The sequence below is a fragment of the Pseudomonas sp. fls2-241-TYG-175 genome (assembly GCF_030209155.1).
In the GTDB taxonomy this organism is placed as follows: domain Bacteria; phylum Pseudomonadota; class Gammaproteobacteria; order Pseudomonadales; family Pseudomonadaceae; genus Aquipseudomonas; species Aquipseudomonas viridiflava.
Genome location: NZ_JARVSO010000032.1, coordinates 21,324 through 41,069 on the forward strand (window position 1 = coordinate 21,324; position 19,746 = coordinate 41,069).

18 protein-coding genes are annotated in these 19,746 nt (G+C 60.5%); 9 read left to right on the forward strand and 9 right to left on the reverse strand.

The features are described 5' to 3' along the window. Nucleotides 1-386: 386 nt before the first annotated feature. Complete coding sequence (gene ppx / locus QRN20_RS20645; RefSeq protein WP_025996723.1) at nt 387-1,889, forward strand: exopolyphosphatase; 1,503 nt, start codon at nt 387-389, stop codon at nt 1,887-1,889. Here ppx and ppk1 read toward each other — a convergent pair. Together ppk1 and hemB are read right to left on the reverse strand one after the other, a co-directional pair. Next, nucleotides 1,876-4,026 (reverse strand): polyphosphate kinase 1, encoded by a 2,151-nt coding sequence (ppk1, locus tag QRN20_RS20650; RefSeq protein WP_231508923.1) that lies wholly within the window; start codon nt 4,024-4,026, stop codon nt 1,876-1,878. The two genes, ppx and ppk1, sit on opposite strands and share 14 nt — an antisense overlap. A gap of 76 nt (nt 4,027-4,102) precedes the next feature. Then, a complete protein-coding gene (gene hemB, locus QRN20_RS20655) occupies nt 4,103-5,113 on the reverse strand; it encodes a porphobilinogen synthase (protein ID WP_029242913.1) in 1,011 nt (336 codons plus the stop codon). 230 nt (nt 5,114-5,343) lie between these two features. Between hemB and QRN20_RS20660 the strand changes: the two genes are divergently transcribed. Both QRN20_RS20660 and elbB read left to right on the forward strand, forming a co-directional pair. Further along, nucleotides 5,344-6,003: a DedA family protein gene (locus QRN20_RS20660; protein WP_029242912.1), complete on the forward strand. Its 660-nt coding sequence runs from the start codon at nt 5,344-5,346 to the stop codon at nt 6,001-6,003. A 153-nt stretch (nt 6,004-6,156) separates the two neighbouring features. Then, on the forward strand, nt 6,157-6,825 hold the full coding sequence (gene elbB / locus QRN20_RS20665; RefSeq protein ID WP_057409984.1) for an isoprenoid biosynthesis glyoxalase ElbB: 669 nt from the start codon (nt 6,157-6,159) through the stop codon (nt 6,823-6,825). A gap of 232 nt (nt 6,826-7,057) precedes the next feature. On the opposite strand, the gene QRN20_RS20670 is transcribed toward elbB, so the two are convergent. Next, on the reverse strand, nt 7,058-8,956 hold the full coding sequence (locus QRN20_RS20670; RefSeq protein WP_285361092.1) for a cytochrome c/FTR1 family iron permease: 1,899 nt from the start codon (nt 8,954-8,956) through the stop codon (nt 7,058-7,060). Between the two features lie 353 nt (nt 8,957-9,309). On the opposite strand from QRN20_RS20670, the gene QRN20_RS20675 reads away from it, so the two are divergent. The 4 genes from QRN20_RS20675 to QRN20_RS20690 are packed head-to-tail and all read left to right on the forward strand — an operon-like array spanning nt 9,310 to nt 12,462. Continuing rightward, nucleotides 9,310-10,707 (forward strand): COG3014 family protein, encoded by a 1,398-nt coding sequence (locus tag QRN20_RS20675; RefSeq protein ID WP_058430746.1) that lies wholly within the window; start codon nt 9,310-9,312, stop codon nt 10,705-10,707. A gap of 13 nt (nt 10,708-10,720) precedes the next feature. Beyond that, nucleotides 10,721-11,092 (forward strand): YcfL family putative periplasmic lipoprotein, encoded by a 372-nt coding sequence (locus tag QRN20_RS20680; RefSeq protein WP_285361094.1) that lies wholly within the window; start codon nt 10,721-10,723, stop codon nt 11,090-11,092. A gap of 38 nt (nt 11,093-11,130) precedes the next feature. Next, nucleotides 11,131-11,718 carry a penicillin-binding protein activator LpoB gene (gene lpoB, locus QRN20_RS20685; protein WP_004886866.1) on the forward strand — a complete coding sequence of 196 codons (588 nt, stop codon included), beginning with the start codon at nt 11,131-11,133 and terminating at the stop codon, nt 11,716-11,718. A 3-nt stretch (nt 11,719-11,721) separates the two neighbouring features. After that, complete coding sequence (locus tag QRN20_RS20690; protein WP_004886867.1) at nt 11,722-12,462, forward strand: hypothetical protein; 741 nt, start codon at nt 11,722-11,724, stop codon at nt 12,460-12,462. A 72-nt stretch (nt 12,463-12,534) separates the two neighbouring features. Here QRN20_RS20690 and QRN20_RS20695 read toward each other — a convergent pair whose 3' ends face one another. The 3 genes from QRN20_RS20695 to QRN20_RS20705 form a co-directional block, all read right to left on the reverse strand. Then, complete coding sequence (locus tag QRN20_RS20695) at nt 12,535-13,167, reverse strand: LysE family transporter (protein WP_058430747.1); 633 nt, start codon at nt 13,165-13,167, stop codon at nt 12,535-12,537. A 67-nt stretch (nt 13,168-13,234) separates the two neighbouring features. After that, a complete protein-coding gene (locus QRN20_RS20700; protein WP_029242906.1) occupies nt 13,235-13,828 on the reverse strand; it encodes a mechanosensitive ion channel family protein in 594 nt (197 codons plus the stop codon). Beyond that, entirely contained in the window at nt 13,828-15,738 is a 1,911-nt protein-coding gene (locus tag QRN20_RS20705; protein ID WP_043306757.1) for an ATP-binding cassette domain-containing protein, read from the reverse strand. The genes QRN20_RS20700 and QRN20_RS20705 overlap by 1 nt, the downstream gene beginning before the upstream one ends. A 46-nt stretch (nt 15,739-15,784) precedes the next feature. Between QRN20_RS20705 and QRN20_RS20710 the strand changes: the two genes are divergently transcribed. Next, nucleotides 15,785-16,255 carry a TIGR02444 family protein gene (locus QRN20_RS20710; RefSeq protein WP_096766849.1) on the forward strand — a complete coding sequence of 157 codons (471 nt, stop codon included), beginning with the start codon at nt 15,785-15,787 and terminating at the stop codon, nt 16,253-16,255. Here QRN20_RS20710 and QRN20_RS20715 read toward each other — a convergent pair. Then, nucleotides 16,252-17,316 carry an AlgP family protein gene (locus QRN20_RS20715; RefSeq protein ID WP_285361096.1) on the reverse strand — a complete coding sequence of 355 codons (1,065 nt, stop codon included), beginning with the start codon at nt 17,314-17,316 and terminating at the stop codon, nt 16,252-16,254. The genes QRN20_RS20710 and QRN20_RS20715 overlap by 4 nt on opposite strands. 216 nt (nt 17,317-17,532) lie before the next feature. Here QRN20_RS20715 and QRN20_RS20720 point away from each other — a divergent pair, with 216 nt between their 5' ends. Next, a complete protein-coding gene (locus tag QRN20_RS20720) occupies nt 17,533-18,207 on the forward strand; it encodes an FKBP-type peptidyl-prolyl cis-trans isomerase (RefSeq protein WP_004886880.1) in 675 nt (224 codons plus the stop codon). A gap of 249 nt (nt 18,208-18,456) precedes the next feature. Here the strand turns inward: QRN20_RS20720 and QRN20_RS20725 are convergent, their stop codons facing one another. Further along, a complete protein-coding gene (locus QRN20_RS20725) occupies nt 18,457-18,930 on the reverse strand; it encodes an Rsd/AlgQ family anti-sigma factor (protein WP_029242902.1) in 474 nt (157 codons plus the stop codon). 172 nt (nt 18,931-19,102) lie between these two features. Further along, nucleotides 19,103-19,618 carry a disulfide bond formation protein B gene (locus QRN20_RS20730; RefSeq protein ID WP_154971913.1) on the reverse strand — a complete coding sequence of 172 codons (516 nt, stop codon included), beginning with the start codon at nt 19,616-19,618 and terminating at the stop codon, nt 19,103-19,105. Nucleotides 19,619-19,746 lie beyond the last annotated feature (128 nt).

Genomic DNA, 19,746 nt, shown 5'->3' on the forward strand with positions numbered 1-19,746 from the left:
GACGATAGAAGGTCCACCGCCGCCTGCGTCCCCCGATCATGTACACGGAGAATGATCTAGCTGCCGCCTCCCGCCCGGAGACAGCGAGGGATCGTGTCACGACGTCGGGATAACCTGATCGCCTTCCAGCGCAAACAGTCGCACGCATAGCGTCCTGAGAGGCGTCACCATGCTCCGCGCTCAGCGTTATATGCAAATCTTGCCGTAGCCCACGAACTGTGGGAGTCATTCAGTCAGACACGTCACATCGAGGCGCGCATGCGAAGTGGGTGAGTGACCACTGAGCGAAGTAATACCGGGTATTTCCGCCGCCCGGACAGCTTCGCGTTGGCGGCAGAGGTGGATCGTGGCACGATGGCGCGGTTATCGAGAGGGATTGCCAGACCATGCCGCACTCTAAACCCAAGAATCTTTCACTGATCGCCGCTATCGACCTGGGCTCCAACAGCTTCCATATGGTTGTGGCAAAAGCCAATCAGGGCGAAATTCGCATTCTTGAGCGCCTGGGCGAGAAGGTGCAGTTGGCAGCCGGAATTACCGAAGAGCGCCAGCTCACTGAAGAATCGATGCAGCGGGGCCTCGACTGCCTCAAGCGCTTCGCCCAACTGATCAACGGCCTGCCGCTCGGCGCCGTGCGCATCGTGGGCACCAATGCCCTGCGCGAAGCCCGCAACCGCAACGACTTCATCCATCGCGCCGAAGAAATCCTCGGCCACCCGGTGGAGGTCATCTCCGGCCGCGAAGAAGCTCGCCTCATTTATCTGGGCGTCTCCCACACACTGGCGGACACCCCCGGAAAGCGCCTCGTGGCCGACATCGGCGGCGGCAGTACCGAGTTCATCATCGGTCAACGTTTCGAGCCGCTGCTGCGCGAAAGCCTGCAGATGGGCTGCGTGAGTTTCACTCAGCGCTACTTCCGCGACGGCAAGGTGACACCGGCCCGCTACGCGCAGGCGTACACCGCCGCCCGCCTGGAAATCATGAGCATCGAGCACGCGCTGCATCGCCTGAAATGGGATGAAGCCATCGGGTCGTCCGGCACCATTCGCGCGATTGGCGTTGCGCTCAAGGCCAATGGCTATGGCGCAGGCGAGGTCAACGCCGAAGGCCTGGCCTGGCTCAAGCGCAAACTGTTCAAGCTGGGTGACGTCGAGAAGATCGACTTCGACGGCATCAAGCCCGACCGCCGCGCGATTTTCCCGGCGGGTCTGGCGATTCTGGAAGCCATTTTCGACGCCCTCGAACTCAAGCGCATGGATCACTGCGAAGGTGCGCTGCGTGAAGGCGTGCTGTATGACCTGATGGGTCGCCATCATCACGAAGACGTGCGCGAACGTACGCTGACGTCGCTGATGGAGCGCTACCACGTCGACATGGAGCAGGCCGCTCGCGTCGAAGCCAAGGCATTGCATGCCCTGGAACAGGTCGCCGACAGCTGGGACCTGCAACACGAGAGTTATGCCGAGCTGTTGAGCTGGGCCGCCAAGGTGCATGAAGTGGGGCTGGACATCGCCCACTATCATTACCACAAGCATGGCGCCTACCTGATCGAGCATTCCGACCTGGCCGGTTTCTCACGCGAAGACCAGCAAATGCTCGCGCTGCTGGTGCGCGGTCATCGCCGTAACATTCCCAAGGACAAGTTCGCCGAGTTCGGCGATGAAGGCATCAAGCTGATTCGCCTGTGCGTGCTGTTGCGCTTCGCGATTCTGTTCCACCACATCCGTGGCACCCAGGAGATGCCACGTGTGGTGCTACGCGCCGACGGTCCGAACCTGGATGCAGAGTTCCCGGACGGCTGGCTGGAAAACAACCAGCTGACTCAGGCCGACTTCGCGCTGGAAGCGGAGTGGCTGACCCGAGTCGGCATCGTCTTCAGCGTACGCTGAGGACCGGGTTGCTCAGGCGCTCCAGCAGGGTCGCCTGGGCGCTTCGAGCGTTCTGGTTACCGGTCGGCGTGCTGCGCACGTAACGACCGTCAGACTGCAACAGCCAGCTGTGGGTGTTGTCGGTCAGGTAGCTTTCCAGCTCCTTCTTCACCCGCAGGATCAACTTCTTGCCTTCCACCGGGAAGCAGGTCTCGACACGCTTGTCGAGGTTGCGCTCCATCCAGTCGGCACTCGACAGGAACATCTGCTCGTCGCCGCCGTTGAGGAAGTAGAAGACCCGCGTGTGCTCCAGGAAGCGACCGATGATCGAGCGCACATGGATGTTGTGCGAGACCCCGGCGATGCCCGGACGCAGGCAGCACATGCCGCGCACTACCAGATCGATGCGCACGCCTGACTGACTGGCCTTGTACAGCGCGCGGATGATCTTCGGATCGGTCAGCGAGTTGAACTTGGCGATGATGTGCGCAGGTTTGCCGTCGACCGCGAACTGAGTCTCGCGGGCGATCATGTCGAGCATGCCTTTCTTCAGCGTGAACGGCGCGTGCAGCAGTTTTTTCATGCGCAGCGTCTTGCCCATGCCGATCAGCTGGCTGAACAGCTTGCCGACGTCTTCGCACAATGCATCATCGGAAGTCAGCAGGCTGTAGTCGGTGTACAGGCGGGCGTTGCCAGCGTGATAGTTACCGGTACCCAAGTGCGCGTAACGCACGATCTCGCCCGCCTCGCGACGCAGGATCAGCATCATCTTGGCGTGGGTCTTGAAGCCGACCACACCGTAGATCACCACCGCACCGGCGGCCTGCAGACGGCTGGCCAGTTGCAGGTTGGATTCTTCGTCGAAACGGGCACGCAATTCGATCACCGCGGTGACTTCCTTGCCGTTACGCGCCGCATCGACCAGCGCATCGACGATTTCCGAATTTGCGCCGCTGCGATACAGCGTCTGACGCACGGCCAGCACATGCGGATCTTTCGCGGCCTGACGCAGCAGGTCGACCACCGGCGTGAAGGACTCGAAAGGGTGCAGCAAGAGGATGTCCTGCTTGCTGATCACGCTGAAAATGTTTTCGCTGTTCTGCAACAGCTTGGGAATCGCTGGCGTGAACGGCAGGTATTGCAGCTCCGGATGGCTGTCCAGACCGGTGATGCTGAACAGCCGCGTCAGGTTGACCGGGCCATTGACCTGATACAGCTCGGACTCGTTCAGGTTGAACTGCTTGAGCAGGTAGTCCGACAGATGCTTGGGACAGGTGTCCGCCACTTCCAGACGCACTGCGTCGCCATAGCGGCGCGAGAACAGTTCGCCGCGCAGAGCACGCGCAAGGTCTTCCACGTCTTCCGAATCCAGCGCCAGGTCGGCGTTACGGGTCAGGCGGAACTGATAGCAGCCCTTGACCTTCATGCCTTGGAACAGATCATCAGCGTGAGCGTGGATCATTGACGACAGGAACACGAAATTGTCGCCCGGCCCGCATACGTCTTCGGGCACCTTGATGATGCGCGGCAGCAGACGCGGCGCCGGGATGATCGCAAGGCCCGAGTCGCGGCCGAAGGCATCGATACCTTCGAGCTCGACGATGAAGTTCAGGCTCTTGTTGACCAGCAACGGAAACGGGTGCGTCGGGTCGAGACCGATCGGGGTGATGATCGGTGCGATTTCGTCGCGGAAATAACGACGGACCCAGGCTTTGAGCTTGGCGGTCCAGTGACGGCGACGAATGAAGCGGACCTGGTGTTTCTCCAGCTCCGGCAGAAGAATATCGTTGAGGATCGCGTACTGGCGGTCGACATGACCGTGAACCAGTTCGCTGATGCGGGCCAGCGCCTGGTGCGGCTGCAAGCCGTCGGCACCGGCCTGTTCACGAGCAAAGGTAATCTGCTTCTTGAGGCCTGCGACACGAATCTCGAAGAACTCATCGAGGTTGCTGGAGAAGATCAGCAGAAACTTCAGCCGCTCCAACAATGGGTAGGACTCGTCGAGCGCCTGTTCCAGAACCCGTATGTTGAACTGCAACTGGGACAGTTCGCGATGGATGTACAGGCTGCTGTCGTCCAGGTTCGGCGCGACAACGGCAGGCACAGTGGCAGCGGGTGGCTCGATGGCGGGTACTACCTCGATGTCAGGGTCAACCATGGGTGCAGTCTCCTGAATATCGACTTCAACAGCGGCTTCGATGAGTCCTTCGGTATTCATGAATGTTCCTGTGAGGCTATTGCCCTTTCAGCAGTTGAGCAGCGCGTACGGCAAAATACGTGAGAATGCCGTCAGCTCCTGCGCGTTTGAAGGCGGTGAGGGATTCCAGAATCACCCCTTCACTCAGCCAGCCGTTCTGGATTGCAGCCATGTGCATGGCGTATTCGCCACTGACCTGATACACAAAGGTCGGCACCTTGAACTCATCCTTGACCCGATGAAGGATGTCCAGGTACGGCATACCCGGCTTGACCATCACCATGTCCGCGCCTTCAGACAGATCGGCAGCCACTTCATGCAGCGCTTCATTGCTGTTGGCCGGGTCCATCTGATAGGACGCCTTGTTGGCCTTGCCCAGGTTCAGTGAAGAACCTACCGCATCGCGGAACGGACCGTAATAGGCGCTGGCGTATTTCGCCGAGTAGGCCATGATCCGCACGTTGACGTGTCCGGCCAGTTCCAGCGCTTCACGAATGGCCTGAATACGACCGTCCATCATGTCGGACGGGGCAACCACCTGCGCGCCAGCATCGGCATGGGACAGGGCCTGTTTGACCAGCGCGTCGACCGTAATGTCGTTCTGCACGTAGCCTTCTTCGTCGAGAATGCCGTCCTGCCCGTGCGTGGTGAACGGGTCCAGCGCCACGTCAGTGATGACGCCCAGTTCGGGGAAGCGGTCACGCAGGGCACGTGTCGCGCGCTGCGCGATGCCTTCCGGATTCCAGGCTTCGGCGCCATCGAGGGATTTCTTTTCAGGTGGAGTAACCGGAAACAGTGCCAGCGCAGGAATGCCCAGCGCGACCCAGCTTTCGGCTTCCTTGAGCAGCAGATCGATACTCAGACGCTCTACGCCCGGCATCGAAGCCACGGTTTCACGACGGTTTTCACCATCGAGTACGAATACGGGAAGAATCAGGTCGTCGACGGTGACAACGTTTTCGCGGACCAGCCGACGGGAAAAGTCGTCGCGGCGATTACGGCGCAGACGAGTGAGAGGAAACAGGCGGTTAGCGGGGGTAAAGCTCACGGCGAGACTCCTGAGCCCGCATACGCGGGCAAGCGCGACAGTTATAAGCCGCCATTATGACCAATGTGTGACAGTCATGGTTCGACCTGCGACTGCAGGCCGCAGCGGCGCAACTGGAGAGAAAGGACCATTGTCACTGCAAGAATCTTTAACGTCGAGACACATATGGACACTTTCATCCTTGCGTTGGGCGCGTTAGGCTGCGCGTTCATTTCGCCAGCATCCAGACAATGCTCCAGAATTTCTTGAATGAGTTTGGCTACTTCGCCCTCTTCCTCGGCACCTTCTTTGAAGGCGAGACCATTCTGGTTCTTGCCGGATTTCTGGCTTTCCGTGGATACATGGACCTCAACATCGTCATCCTCGTGGCCTTTTGCGGAAGCTACGCGGGCGATCAGCTGTGGTATTTCATGGGGCGCAAGCATGGCCGCAAACTGCTTGCCCGAAAACCTCGCTGGCAGCTCATGGGCGACAAGGCGTTGAGGCTTGTGCGCAAACACCCTGACATCTGGGTGCTGAGCTTCCGCTTCGTCTACGGATTGCGAACGGTCATGCCGGTGGCCATCGGTCTATCCGGGTATCCGCCAGCGCGCTACCTGCTGCTCAATGGCATCGGCGCGGCAGTCTGGGCAGCAGCGCTGGGTTCGGCGGCGTATCATTTCGGCGCCGTGCTGGAAGGCTTGCTGGGTAACGTCAAGAAATACGAACTCTGGGTGCTCGGCGCCCTGATTCTTCTGGGCCTGGGTCTGTGGCTGCGTCGCCGCATCAAGAATGCCCGCATCGCCCGCGAAGCTCGCGCAGAGAGACAATTCTGCGCATCTTCAGCAGCCTCGGATCTGGACATGCCGGTCGAAACCCCTCTCGATCTGAAGAAAAAGTCCGACGACTGAATTCCCTTCTGAGTTCTCCGGGCACAGGTCAAAACACCTCGCCCGGATGCTGCGCCCTTCCCCGCCTGATCCCGCCCCGACAAAAACCGACACTGAACAGATGACGCTCAATGTGTTCCATTGGTAGATGCGTCATGACCAAGGAGTCGAATCATGCAAAAGAAAGTGGCTGTGATCCTGTCCGGCTGCGGCGTCTATGACGGTGCCGAAATCCACGAAAGCGTCCTGACCCTGCTGCGCCTCGACCAGCGTGGTGCGCAGGTGCAATGTTTCGCGCCGAACATCGCGCAGCATCATGTCGTCAATCACCTGACCGGCGAAGACATGCCTGAGACCCGCAACGTGCTGGTCGAATCGGCACGTATCGCGCGCGGCGAAGTGAAGGACCTGCGTGAGGCCGACGTCAACGATTTCGATGCGCTGATCGTTCCGGGCGGCTTTGGCTCGGCGAAGAATCTGTCGGACTTTGCACAGCAGGGCCAGGCCTGTCAGGTCAACGCAGAATTACTGGCCCTGGCCGAGGCCTTTGCGCTGGCAGGCAAGCCGGTCGGGCTGATCTGCATCACCCCGGCCCTCGCTGCCAAGATTTATGGCCCGGGCGTGATTTGCACCATTGGCAATGACCCGGAGACGGCAGCAGCCATCACTAAAATGGGCGGTGCGCATCAGGACTGTGACGTATCAGAGATTGTGGAAGACGAAGCCCGAAAACTGGTCAGCACCCCGGCCTACATGGTCGCCAAAAGCATCAGCGAAGCGGCGTCAGGCATCAACAAACTGGTTGATCGCGTGCTGGAACTGACTCAGGAACAGGACGCGTGAGAATGCGCGGCTGAGGGCCGTGCTCTCCGCGCCCCAAGCAAGTCTGCCTCAACACTGATCGTGCCCATCGCTGCGTGGGCATGCAGCCCCGTGACGCTCTGCGTTATATCCAAGTCTTGCTGCAAACACGGACTGTGGGAGGCGGCTTGCCGGCGATGCTTTTTTCTGAAGCGACCCATCAGCAACTGAACTGACGCCATCGCCGGCAAGCCGCCTCCCACGGGTACGTGTTTTACCCTGCGGTCTCAAGCCTGCGTTTCTCCGCAAGACGACTGCGGCCATACAGCACTGCAATCGCTGTCAGCGCGATGGCCTGTGCACCGAGCGAATACGCATCGGCATGAATGCCCAGCCAGTCGAATTCGAAGAATGGCACCGGCCGGGTGCCGAACACGCCGGCTTCCTGCAAGGCCTTGACGCCATGTCCGGCAAACACCACCGAGAGCGCACACAGCAGGGCTGCATTGATACCAAAGAACAGCGCCAACGGCAGTTTTGCCGAGCCGCGCAGGATGATCCACGCCAGACCAACCAGCAGCACCAGCGCTGTCGCGCCACCCGCCAGCACTGCGTTATGCCCGGCTGGCCCTGCCTGGAGCCACAGGGTCTCGTAGAACAGGATGACCTCGAACAGTTCGCGGTACACCGAGAAGAACGCCAGTACGGCAAAGCCGAAACGCCCACCGCCGCCGACCAGACTGCTCTTCACGTAATCCTGCCAGGCTGCGGCATGACGTCGGTCGTGCATCCACACCCCCAGCCACAGCACCATCACGCTGGCGAACAATGCGGTCGCACCTTCCAGCAGCTCACGCTGCGCGCCACTCACGTCGATCACATAGGCGGCCAGCGCCCAGGTCGCCAGGCCTGCCAGTAGCGCCAGGCCCCAGCCGACGTTGACGCTGCGCACCGCCGATTGCTGTCCGGTGTTGCGCAGAAACGCAAGAATTGCCGCCAGCACCAGAATCGCTTCCAGCCCTTCGCGCAACAGAATCAGCAGGCCCGAGATGTAGCTCAAAGACAGGCTAAGACCGTCGGTGCCCAGCAAGTCAGCCGACTGTTTCAGCCTGGCCTTGGCGGCTTCCAGCTTCTGCGCCGCCTGCGGAACCGGCAGGCCGTCCTGCAAGGACTGACGATAAGCCATCAGACTTTTTTCAGTGTCCTTGCGAACGTCGGCATCGACGTTGTCCAGCGAGCTCTCGACCAGCTCGAAGCCTTCCAGATAAGCCGCAACCGACAGGTCATACGCCTGCTCCCGATCACCTGATCGGTAGGCGGCCAGACTCTTGTCCAGGGTCGCGCTGGTGTAATCGAGCAACTGCGCGGGCCCGCGTTGGACCTGCGGGGGCTGTGAGCGCTGAGCGCGGAATGTGGCGGCCGCGTCCGGGCCTTCGGCAGCCTGAACCTCCGCAGGCGTCTGGCGCGCCAGGTCCGCAAGGTTGAATGTCTTGGTCGGAGTCGCGACAGGTTGCGCACTGAAACTGGCAATGTAGGTGGCGATGTCCCAGCGCTGGCGATCATCCAGCTGGTCGGCAAACGCCGGCATGTCAGTGCCCGCAATACCCAGCCCCGTAGCGCTGTAAAGGCTGTAGAGACTCAGGCGATCCAGCCGTGCGGCGTCGCGCAGGTCGCCCGGCGCAGGCTCCAGGCCAATACCGGCGGGACCATCACCGGCGCCCTTGTCGCCATGGCAGACCGAACAATGCTGCGCGTACAGCGGCGCGCCGCGCGCAGGATCCGGGGTGATGGCCGGTGCCTGACTGACTTCATAGGCCAGCGCCAGTCTTGCACCCAGCTGCCTGGCCTGACGCGCCACGAGCGTACCGTCCTGTCGTTTGTCCACGACGCCGTTGAGGTCTGCTGCGCCCTTCTCCAGCTCGGCACGTTCGGTCCGCTGCGGCAGTGCAACGATGAGACCCTGAAGCGCGTTCAACGCGTCGATCTGCTTCTGGTACCCGGCACTGTCGATGACCTTGCCATCCGCCACTGTCGCCGGATAGTCCGCACTGAGGTAATCCAGCACATGCAGCGCCTGAGCTGCGCCCTCGACGGGATCGGCCAGCACACCAAAGCTGCACAGCAGCAACATGGAGGCCAGAAGCCGGACGAGTGAACGAGAGTGCAGGTGCATTGGTGAATCTCAATAAGAATGCGATGCGTTGCATTGTTCACGTCAAACAGGTGCTACTCAATACTCCGGACGCTTTTTTGTTACAGAGTTTTACGACAGCGCGCAGTTACTTCTTTAAAACGGCAGTCCCCCCCTGAAGTCTGCGCTGCTCAGACCCCGCTCAAGCGGTAGGAAATGTCTGTAATCCCTGCGAGATGTCAAAAAGCCATTGCTCTATGCATTCTGATGCTTATAATCCCGCGCCCGCACCGCTGGATCCAATCAGGCGAAGCGGTCTTACGCTTCGAACAGTTCCTGTTCGGTCATCTGGATTTCGATAGCCCCACGGCTGTCACCTAAGGGAATAGAACGTCATGCCTTCTCGTGCCTTGACTGCGCTCGCGCTGATTTCCGCTGTTCAACTGGCAGGCTGCTCTGCCTTTCGCAACTACGACACCGAGCTGCAACAAACCAATCAGCAGCTGGCCAGCGGCAATGTGGACGCAGCGATCGGCACGCTGGAAAAGAACAACACCGGTGAAGACAAGGACCTTCTCTACTACTTCGAGAAGGGCGAGCTGTTGCGCGCCAAGGGTGACTTCGCCGGCAGCCAGACGGCCTGGCGTGCTGCCGATCTGGTGGTGTTCAAATGGGAAGAGTCGGTGAAGCTCGACACCGACAAATACCTCGCGCAGTTCGGCAGCTTCCTGATCAACGATAAGGTGCGCCGCTACGAGGGCTATGACTATGAAAAGGTCATGCTCACCACCCAGATGGCGCTCAACCAGCTGGCGCGCAACGATTTTGACGGTGCCCGCACCGAGATCAAAAAGACGCACGAGCGCGAAGCGGTCATCGCCGAGCTGCGCGACAAGGAATACCTCAAGAGCGAGCAGGAAGCCGAGAACCGGGGCGTGAAGACCGAGTTCAAGGACCTGCGCGGCTACCCTGTCGCCTCGCTGGACGCCCCTGAAGTCGTCAGCCTGAAGAACAGCTACCAGAGCGCGTTCAGCCATTATCTGTCCGGCTTCGTCTACGAAGCACTCGGCGAGAAAGGCTTGGCAGCACCGGGTTACCGCAAGGCCGCCGAACTGCGCCCCAACACGCCGTTGCTGGAACAGGCCCTCAAGGACCTTGATGCAGCAGCCAGCAAGGACGGCAACAGTGAAGTGCTGATTGTCGTGCAGAGCGGCTTTGCCCCGGCACGCGACTCGGTCAGTATTCCGTTGCCACTGCCCATCAGCGGCAATCTGGTCATCACACCGCTGTCGTTCCCGGTCATCAAACCGGACACCACGACTCCTGCGTTCAACCAGATCACGCTGGACGGCCAGCCGCTGAACCTGACGCTGCTCAACAGCACCACCGACATGTCTCGCCGGGCACTGCGTGACGACATGCCGGGCATTATCCTGCGCACCACCGTGCGCGCCATCACCCGCGGCGTGGCTCAAAAACAGATCAACGAGACCAACCCGCTGGCCGGTCTGGCCGTCGGTATCGCCTCGGCCATCACCGAAGGCGCCGACACCCGCACCTGGCGCACGTTGCCGGACAACACACTGGTGGCGCGCCTGCGCCTGACCCAGGGTGAGCACCAGATCATTCTGCCCAACGCGCTGGGCGGCTCACATGTTCGCGTCAAGGTCGACCAGCGCTATCAGGTGATCCCGCTGCGTGCACTGGGCAGTCAGGTCTATGCGGGCAGTCTGGCCGCTCAGGTCATGCCGTCGAACGTTCCGCAAGCCATCGCCACCGCCAAACAACCCTGATCGGAGATTTTCCATGCGCATGAAGATTCTTGGCGCGCTGACTGTTGCACTGCTTGCGGGCTGCGCGACGCCACCGCCGCCCGCGCCGAGCAGCGCTGCAAGCAAAGTGGTGTCCATGGGCGACACCCAATACATCGAAGTCGGCGCCATGCGCGTCGCGCGCGAAAACGGCTTCCTGACCGTCAAGGCGCAACTGACCAACACCAGCAGCCGCAACAGAATGATGTATTACCGCTTTGCCTGGCTGGGCAACGACGGCTTCCCGGTTGCCGATGAAGAAAGCTGGAAAAGCATGACGCTGTATGGCTCGCAAAGCACTGTGCTGCCTGCCATCGCCCCGGTTCCCCGCGCGACCGATTTCCGCATCGAAATCAACACGCCTTGATCCGCACACCTATTCGCCCAGTTCTGGAGAACGTCTCAATGTTCACACGCTTCTGCTCCATCGCCGCCGTCGCCCTGCTGGTTACCGGCTGTGCCAACAACTCGCCCGGTCTGGGCAGCAAGAACATCAGCTACGGCGACACCAAGGCCGTCGAAACCGTGACCAACGAGTTCGGCTCTACCGATCTGCAGATGATCGCCGAAAGCATGACCCGCTCCCTGGCTCAGTCCGGCACCCTGCAGGGTCGCCCGGTGGTTCAGGTCTACGACGTGAAGAACAAGACCAGCGAGTACATCGATACCCGCGAGATCACCACGTCGATCAAGACCCAGTTGATGAAAAGCGGAACCGCCCGTTTTGCCAGCGACGACAACCAGATGCAGAACCAGGTCGATCAGCTCAAGCTGCAGAACCAGAGCGGCCTGTACAAGAAGACCACTGTCGCCAAGACCGGCAACATGGTCGCTGCCAAATACCGTCTGGAAGGCTCGATCAGCTCCATCGTCAAGCGCAGCAGCGACTACAAGGATGTCTTCTACAAATTCAGCCTGCAGTTGATCGACGTTGAAAGCGGTCTGGCCGAATGGATGGATGAGAAAGAAATTCGTAAAACCACGGAGCGTTAATCGATGCGCGCATGGATCGGCATTATCGGCATGGCTTGCGCTTTCGCAGCGCAGGCCGCGCCAAAAATCGCGGTCACGGACCTGGCCTATCAGGAACGCGTGGAGCAGTACATCCACACCGTGTCGGCACGCAGTAACATGCAGGCCAACTATTACAGCGCCAGCGGCTCGTCCAGTTACGACGAATACGAATCGCGCACCAGCTACATCGAGCAGACCGAACTGCGCAAATTCAGCGGCGACATCAAGGGCGAGATCATCAAGTCCGGGATGTTCCAGCTGGTGCAGGCCACGCCTTACACCGCCGGGTCCAAGGAAGACGTTTACGACGTCATCAAGCGCATCAAGAACGGCAGCTTCAAGGGCGCGGACTACGTGCTGTTCGGCACCGTCTCGGACATCGATTTCCAGCAGGATATCGGTGAGATCGCCAATACCAACTCGCATTCGGCCATTCTGGGCCTGACGCTGGTGGCGGATTTCAGCCTGATCAATACGCGCACCTATGAAGTCACCTCAGCCTTCACGGCAATGGGCGAAGGCCAGGACACCAAGCTGGTGAATGGCCGGGACATCAAGGTCTCGCTCAACCGCCCTCGGGTGGTTCGCGATGTCTCGAAATCGATAGGTGAAGACGTGGCCCGCCAGCTGCGAGAGCAACTGCGCGGCGAGGTGGAATACACCGGGCAACAGCCGCAGCACAACAACCTGCCGAGAGACGAGGCGCCTAAAATTCTGCGCTAAGGCGAGGATTAAAGGTCCTTTAAAACCGTCGCGAGCCGCTCGAGCCAAACGAGCGCACTCGCGATGCTTCTATCACGCCGTGCCGCGATGCAATGTCGCGAGGAAAGCCGCGGCCCCCACGAACAGACTGGCAAAGCTACGATTCAAACGACGCTGCTGACGCGGGGTTTTCAGTGCGCGCAGGACTTTCGAGGCAAGCCCGGTGTAGCCCGCCATCACGATCAGATCCACGACCACCATGGTGGCCGCGATGATCACGTACTGGATCAGCATCGGTGCGGCCGGATCGACAAACTGCGGCAGGATCGCCAGCATGAACACCAGCGCCTTGGGGTTACTGATGTTGACCAGAAAGCCACGCAGCACCAGCCTCCAGATACTGCCGACAGGACGAGTCGTTGGCCCGTCGGATAGGTCCATGGGCAGCGCTCGCCATTGCTTGATGCCCAGGTAGACCAGATACGCCACGCCGAACCACTTGATCAACGTGAACGCCAGCTCCGACGCAGCGAGCACAGCGCCCAGACCTGCCGCCACGATCGCAATCTGTGCCACCAGCGCAATCTGTAGGCCGAGTGCATTCCAGTAGCCGCGCAGGAAGCCGTACTGCAGGCCGCACGACATCGAGGCGATAGCGCCTGCACCGGGAGAAAGACTGATAATCCAGCAGGCTGCAAAGAAGCCCAGCCACGTTTCAAGCGCCATCACGCACCTCAGGCAAAATCGAATGTTCGCTAAATTAGTGCGTAATGCGCGCCGTGACTAATGTTTTCTAGTCCTGCTCGTCCTGCGGGGCCGTAGTTGTGGCCTGAGGATACAGTTCACTCCCGCGCCAGCGGCGAACCGACTTCTGGAAGAACTGGCTGTTGGGCACCTGAACCAGCGCACCGCCGGCTTCGGGTGTTTCGATCAGGGTCGTGAACATCAGGTTGATCGCCACCACACGGCCCTTCACGCCCGGCTTGTCCAGCGTGTCCACTAGCTCGACCAGATCGCCGATGCGAAACGGCCCGATGGTGAAGATCAGGATCGCGCACAGCAGGTTGGACAGCACACTCCACATGGCGAAAAACGCCACCGCAGCAACCGCCACAAACCCGGACAAGGCCGTCCACAACACCGTGGCTGAAACGCCGAGACGCCCCAGCACAAAGACGAACGCACTGCCCATGATCAGCCAGCGCAGGCCGCCACGTACCGGCACCAGAAGCTCGGGCGGCAACGGGTAGCGCTCGCCCAGACCGGTCAGAAAACGGCCAACGACCCGCTGCAGTACATAACCTGCCAACAGAATCAGCAGGATCTGCACCCCCAGCAGAATCGGCTCTACCCAGTAAGCGGAGACCGGCAAACCCAACACTTCCATCACGACAAGGCTTCCAGCTCGGCCTGCATCGACTCCAGCAACTCCAGCGCCTGCATCCAGGCATCCTCCAGCTCGGACTCGCGTACTTTCAATTTGGCCTGTTCGGCCAGAAGGTCGCGCAGCTTGTCCTTGTTGGCGGCATCGTAGTTGGCGCTGTCAGCCAGTGCCTCTTCAACCTTGGCGAGCTTTTCGTGCAGCGTGCCCAGATCGCGCTCCAGCTTGTCGGCCTCGCGTTTGTGCGGGGCCAGTTGCTGACGCAGGGCAGCAGCCTGCTGACGCTGAGCCTTCTTGTCGGTCTTGTCGGCGTTCACCGGTGTATTGCTGACCGGCGCATTGCGCAGTCGGTAGTCAGCCAGCCAGCGTGTGTAATCATCCAGATCGCCATCGAACTCCTGGACGCGGCCGTCAGCCACCAGCAGGAAGTCGTCGGTGGTGCTTTTGAGCAAGTGCCGATCGTGGGAGACCACCAGTACCGCGCCGCCAAACTCCTGCAGCGCCATGGTCAGCGCGAGGCGCATTTCCAGATCCAGGTGGTTGGTCGGTTCGTCGAGCAGCAGCAGGTTGGGTTTTTCCCAGGCAATCAAGGCCAGCGCCAGACGCGCCTTTTCGCCACCGGAGAAGTTCAGCACCGGCTCATCCAGACGCGCGCCGCGGAAGTCGAAACCGCCGAGGAAGTCTCGCAGGGTCTGCTCGCGCTCGGTCGGGGCCAAGCGCTGCAAGTGCAACAGTGGCGTGGCCTTGGCGTCCAGCGAATCGAGTTGATGCTGGGCAAAGTAGCCCACGGTCAGGTTCTCGCCGCGCACCAGTCGGCCGCTCTGAGGGGAGAGTTCGCCTGCCAGGTTTTTGATCAGCGTCGACTTGCCCGCGCCGTTCGGCCCGAGCAGACCGATACGCGCGCCCGGCGTCAGTTGCAGCTTGACCTTCTCCAGGACGGTCTTGTCGCCGTAGCCCAGACGCGCTTCGGACAGGTCCAGCAGCGGGCTGGAGATCTTGTCGGACTCACGGAAAACAAAGTTGAAGGGCGAATCCACGTGCGCAGCGGACAGCTCTTCCATGCGTTCCAGTGCCTTTATCCGGCTCTGGGCCTGACGGGCCTTGGTGGCCTGGGCCTTGAAGCGCGCGATGTATTTTTCCATGTGCGCACGCTGCACCTGCTGCTTCTCGTAGGCCTGTTGCTGCTGGGCCAGACGTTCCGCACGGGCGCGCTCGAACGCGCTGTAGCCACCACGGTAAAGCGTGATCTTGCGCTGTTCGACATGTGCGATGTGATCGACCACGGCATCGAGAAAATCCCGGTCGTGGGAAATCAGCAGCAAAGTGCCCGGATAGCTTTTCAGCCAGTCTTCGAGCCACAAAATCGCGTCGAGGTCCAAGTGGTTGGTCGGTTCGTCAAGCAGCAGCAGGTCCGATGGACACATCAGGGCCTGCGCCAGGTTCAGACGCATGCGCCAGCCACCCGAGAAACTGCCGACCTCACGTTCCATCTGCTCGTTGGTGAACCCGAGGCCCGCCAGCAGCTTGCGAGCGCGTGCGTCGGCGGTATAACCGTCGGCACTGTCGAGTTCGGCGTGCAGACGCGCCTGAGCGGCACCGTCCTGCGCCGCTTCGGCTTCCGCCAGCAGGCGCTGAACCTCGCGCAGACGCACGTCGCCGTCGAGCACGTAGTCCACGCCGAGTCGCTCGAGCGTGTCGACCTCCTGACGCATATGAGCGATGCGCCAGTCAGCGGGCAACAGACAGTCACCGGCATCGGGCGTAAGCTCGCCGCGCAGCAAGGCGAACAGGCTGGATTTACCGGCGCCGTTGGCACCGATCAGACCGGCTTTATGGCCGGCGTGCAGGGTCAGCTCGGCGTCTTCTAGCAGACGTTGCGGACCACGCTGTAAGGTAAGGCTTTGAAGTCGAATCATAATGGCGGCGGAGTCTACCAGCTTCGTCCCGGACAGGGAGATCACTATGCCTACAGACCTCTGGAGTTTCACCCTGGATTTTTACGCTCGACCGGGTGTGGAACAGGCCTGCCTGACACTGCAAACCAGCGGGGCCAACGTGTGTGCGGTGTTATGTGGCGTGTGGCTGGGGCTTCGCGGAGTGGAATGCAACACGCAACGTTTGTCCGAAATCGGACAGTTGGCGACGCCATGGCACGATGACGTCGTGCGGCCGCTGCGGGAAATGCGCACCCTGTGGCGGGTAGCAGCTCAGGATGATGCAGTTCTGGGCGAGCTGCGAAACAGGGTCAAGGCATTGGAACTGGAGGCCGAACACACGCTGCTGACCCGACTTGAGGCATTGACCCGCGACTGGCCAGACGCGAACAGGAAGGATGTCGCCGGATGGCTTGCGGGCATTGTTGAAAGCACGACACAAAAAAGCCGCGATGCGCTGCAAGTGCTGCGCATCGCGGCTGATGTCACCGACGCTTAGGAAGCGCTGGTAGGCGTTGCGCCATTGGCCGCTGCCGGAGCAGGCGCGGCGGCTGGAGCTGCAGGAGCCGGCGCTGCTGCCGGCTTGACCGCAGGCGTGGTGGACGCTGCAGGCTTGGCGGCTGCTGGTTTTGCAGCAGGCTTGGCGGCTGCTGGTTTTGCAGCAGGCTTGGCGGCGGCTGGTTTTGCAGCAGGCTTGGCGGCGGCTGGCTTGGCGGCGGCTTTCACCGCGGCCTTGGCAGGTGCTTTTGCCGGCGCCTTGACGGCGGCTGGCTTGGCAGCAGCGGGAGCCTTGGAAGCTGCTGGTTTGGCAGCGGCAGGCTTCGCAGCGGCAGGCTTGGCCGGTGCCTTGGCGGCAGCAGGTTTGGCCGCTGTCTTCGCAGGAGCCGGTTTGGCCGCTGCTGTTTTTGCAGCAACAGGCTTGGCGGCAGCGGCGGGTTTCGCAGCAGGCTTCACGGCAGCCTTGACCGGAGCTTTGACAGCGACGGGCTTGGTGACGGTTTTGGCCGCAGGCTTGGCAGCAGCTTTGGCAGGCGCCTTGGCAACAGGTGCTTTCGCTGCAGCAGTCTTGGCGGCAGGCGCTTTGGCTACCGGTGCCTTGGCAACGGTCTTGGCGGCAGGCTTGGCAGCCGCCGCTTTGGCCGGTGCAGCAGGCTTGGCTTCGCGGGTGGTGAGGATCTTGCCGACGGCTTCCTTGACGCGACCAATGCCTTGGGCAAGCTTCAGGCTTTCCTGAGCATCACGCTTGAGGTGCAGAATGTAGGTACGGGTTTCAGTCTGACGGTCCTTGAGTGCATCCAGCAATTCTTCCAGTTCAGACACGGCGCTCTTGGCCTTGGTCTGCGCCTTGGCCTTACCGACCGTGGCGGCATCCTGCAACTTGGTGCGCGACTTGTGCAGTTTTTCCTGCGCTTTGCCACGTTGTTTTTCGAGCTTGGCGAGCAGTTTCTCGGCATCAGCCAAAGCTTGTGAGCAGGCGTCTTCCAGATGCTCGAGCAAGCTGCCCGATAGTTGTTGGAGCAAATGCAACGGAGTATTTACTGGCTTCTTTTTGGCCGACATGACTTACCTCCTGGCTGACGAAATTGCGGCTCATACTAGACTTCTGCTCGCACCGCCGCTAGGGCATCTTGACACCATGAACGGCGCCCTGTTGCATGGTGAAAAAAATGATTGTCTGGCCTGTTTCCAGGTCTTTGCGAAATTCACCTTGCAAGACACGTCACCACAGGCGCTTGCACTGGCATAATCGCTGACTTCCCAGGCCGGAGAGCATCCATGTCGCGCTACCTGTTAACGTCGTTGTTTCTCTTGCTACCGCTGGCTCAGGCCACTGAAACCCCTCCGACCACAGATTCTCACGACCTTGCCTATAGCCTGGGCGCAAGCTTGGGTGAACGCTTGCATCAGGAGGTCCCGGACCTTGATCTGAAAGCGCTGGTCGATGGCTTGAAGCAGGCCTATCAGGGCAAGCCTCTGGCACTCAAGCAGGAGCGTATCGACCAGATTCTGCGTGAGCACGATGCGGCCATGGCCCAGGCCGAGACCACGGGAACAGACGCGCCGACCGAAGCCGCGCTGGGTGCCGAAAAGCGTTTCATGGAGAGCGAGAAGGCCAAGCCGGGCGTCAAGGTGCTGGCTGACGGTATTCTGATGACGGAACTCACACCCGGCACAGGGCCAAAGCCGGACGTGAATGGCAGGGTGGAAGTGCGCTATGTGGGTCGCCTGCCGGACGGCACGATCTTCGATCAGAGCACACAGCCTCAGTGGTTCAGGCTCGACAGTGTAATCAGCGGCTGGACCAGCGCACTGCAAGGCATGCCGACCGGGGCGAAATGGCGGCTGGTGATTCCATCGGATCAGGCGTACGGCGCAGAGGGCGCAGGCGACCTGATCGACCCGTTCACGCCACTGGTGTTCGAGATCGAGCTGATCGCCGTTTCGCAGTAATCCGCTCTTATCAAAACAACCTGCTACCCACTGAAGAAACACTGTTCTTTTGTAGGAGCGCGCTTGCCCGCGATGAACGATGACGCGATGGTCCTGACAAACCGCGTCGACTGCATCGCGGGCAAGCGCGCTCCTACGGTCTGTGTTTGCTGCGCGACAGCACTACGTCGAAGACGTGGTGGGGCCTCCCACAGAAACGCGAAAGGGTGCAAAAGCACCCTTGGCAACCCCATGGACATCAGGAAACGATCACGCCTGAACGGCGGCCTCTTCCTTATGGGAGTTGTGCAGCACTTCGATCAGGCAGTCTTCAAGCTCGAAGCGCTCATGCAACAGACCGCCCAGCTTGTTGAACTCTTTTGCCACGACCGAGCAGTCCGAGCAGTCACCCTTGTCACAGCGGTCATTGAATGCCAGCGCCAGCTCGGTAATGACATTCAGACGTGGGTAGAGGGTATCCGCCAGCTCAAGCCCGCGCTCGTCATTGAAAGCCTTGGCTTCATTGCCCAGCTGTTCGTAGACCTCGAAATGACCGGCCGAAACGTAGTCGACCAGAATTCCGCAAAAGTTCTGCAATGCCGCGCGATCAGCTGCGAGCGCTTCGGGCGTATCGCCCAACGCATCGTAGGCATTGATCAATTCACGGCGGCACTCCAACCAGCGGTCAATCAACAGATTGACACCACCCCAGCGTTCCTGAGCATTCTGACAACTTTCCAGCATGATGTTCTCTCTTCCCTTCAGGGGCATGCGGTCCTGTGCCGGCCTTAGTCATTTAAGGGCCAGGCCTGATGAAAGCGTCAGGACAGCATACTTCCAATGACGCGTGCGGCCCAGATTATGCCCGCTCGACGAGGCCATCAAGGTACGCAGGAGATAAAGTTCATACAAGCGTTTAATAGTCGGTCCGACTTCCGGCAGATATCCAGCGGCTCAATTCGCTGAAAAGCGGATACAACGGCAGCAGCGCCAGACCGACAAATGCCAGCAGACTCCATTCGGGAAGACTCAGGCCGAACAGCGACCAGGTGATTTGCGCGCAAACCGCAGCATTGACGTGGAAGCTGTCGTTCCACCGGCCCGGGGAGAGGCTGTCGAGCGCGGCGAACACCGGTATCAGCTCATCTGCCGATGCCGTTTGCAGCCAGACCTGAAAACCCGCCATGGCCGCACCGACCAGTGCGACCACCAGCAACGTCACACAGTAGCGGTGCCAGCCGGTCGCGCCGGGTGAATGACAGGCTGCTACCAGCGTCAGCACACCGCAACTGACCATCGCCGCCCGTTGCAAGAGGCAGAGCAGACAAGGTTCAAGGCCGACGGCGTGTTGCAGGTAAAGCACAGCGGCAATGATCAGCGCACAGGTCAGAAATGCCAGAAAAAACAACGAACGCGTGCGAGCCAGGTGCATGGCGAATCCGTAACAAAAGACGAGGCGTTAACGGTAGAGGAAAGGGCCCGGCGCTTTCAAGGCGACGTCGTACAGATACGTCGCCGCAAAATGTGGAAACAACACACGTGAAGATAGGGCTTCTTAAC

Bases quoted from the DNA above. Each gene is read 5' to 3' on its own strand.
- QRN20_RS20695 (WP_058430747.1), bottom strand. From the start codon at position 13,167: ATGGCGCTTGAAACGTGGCTGGGCTTCTTTGCAGCCTGCTGGATTATC.
- QRN20_RS20690 (WP_004886867.1), top strand. From the start codon at position 11,722: ATGCGCGCATGGATCGGCATTATCGGCATGGCTTGCGCTTTCGCAGCG.
- QRN20_RS20710 (WP_096766849.1), top strand. From the start codon at position 15,785: ATGCCTACAGACCTCTGGAGTTTCACCCTGGATTTTTACGCTCGACCG.
- QRN20_RS20730 (WP_154971913.1), bottom strand. From the start codon at position 19,618: ATGCACCTGGCTCGCACGCGTTCGTTGTTTTTTCTGGCATTTCTGACC.
- QRN20_RS20680 (WP_285361094.1), top strand. From the start codon at position 10,721: ATGCGCATGAAGATTCTTGGCGCGCTGACTGTTGCACTGCTTGCGGGC.
- ppk1 (WP_231508923.1), bottom strand. From the start codon at position 4,026: ATGGTTGACCCTGACATCGAGGTAGTACCCGCCATCGAGCCACCCGCT.
- elbB (WP_057409984.1), top strand. From the start codon at position 6,157: ATGCAAAAGAAAGTGGCTGTGATCCTGTCCGGCTGCGGCGTCTATGAC.
- QRN20_RS20660 (WP_029242912.1), top strand. From the start codon at position 5,344: ATGCTCCAGAATTTCTTGAATGAGTTTGGCTACTTCGCCCTCTTCCTC.
- QRN20_RS20700 (WP_029242906.1), bottom strand. From the start codon at position 13,828: ATGGAAGTGTTGGGTTTGCCGGTCTCCGCTTACTGGGTAGAGCCGATT.
- QRN20_RS20720 (WP_004886880.1), top strand. From the start codon at position 17,533: ATGTCGCGCTACCTGTTAACGTCGTTGTTTCTCTTGCTACCGCTGGCT.
- ppx (WP_025996723.1), top strand. From the start codon at position 387: ATGCCGCACTCTAAACCCAAGAATCTTTCACTGATCGCCGCTATCGAC.
- lpoB (WP_004886866.1), top strand. From the start codon at position 11,131: ATGTTCACACGCTTCTGCTCCATCGCCGCCGTCGCCCTGCTGGTTACC.
- QRN20_RS20670 (WP_285361092.1), bottom strand. From the start codon at position 8,956: ATGCACCTGCACTCTCGTTCACTCGTCCGGCTTCTGGCCTCCATGTTG.
- QRN20_RS20675 (WP_058430746.1), top strand. From the start codon at position 9,310: ATGCCTTCTCGTGCCTTGACTGCGCTCGCGCTGATTTCCGCTGTTCAA.
- QRN20_RS20705 (WP_043306757.1), bottom strand. From the start codon at position 15,738: ATGATTCGACTTCAAAGCCTTACCTTACAGCGTGGTCCGCAACGTCTG.
- QRN20_RS20715 (WP_285361096.1), bottom strand. From the start codon at position 17,316: ATGTCGGCCAAAAAGAAGCCAGTAAATACTCCGTTGCATTTGCTCCAA.
- QRN20_RS20725 (WP_029242902.1), bottom strand. From the start codon at position 18,930: ATGCTGGAAAGTTGTCAGAATGCTCAGGAACGCTGGGGTGGTGTCAAT.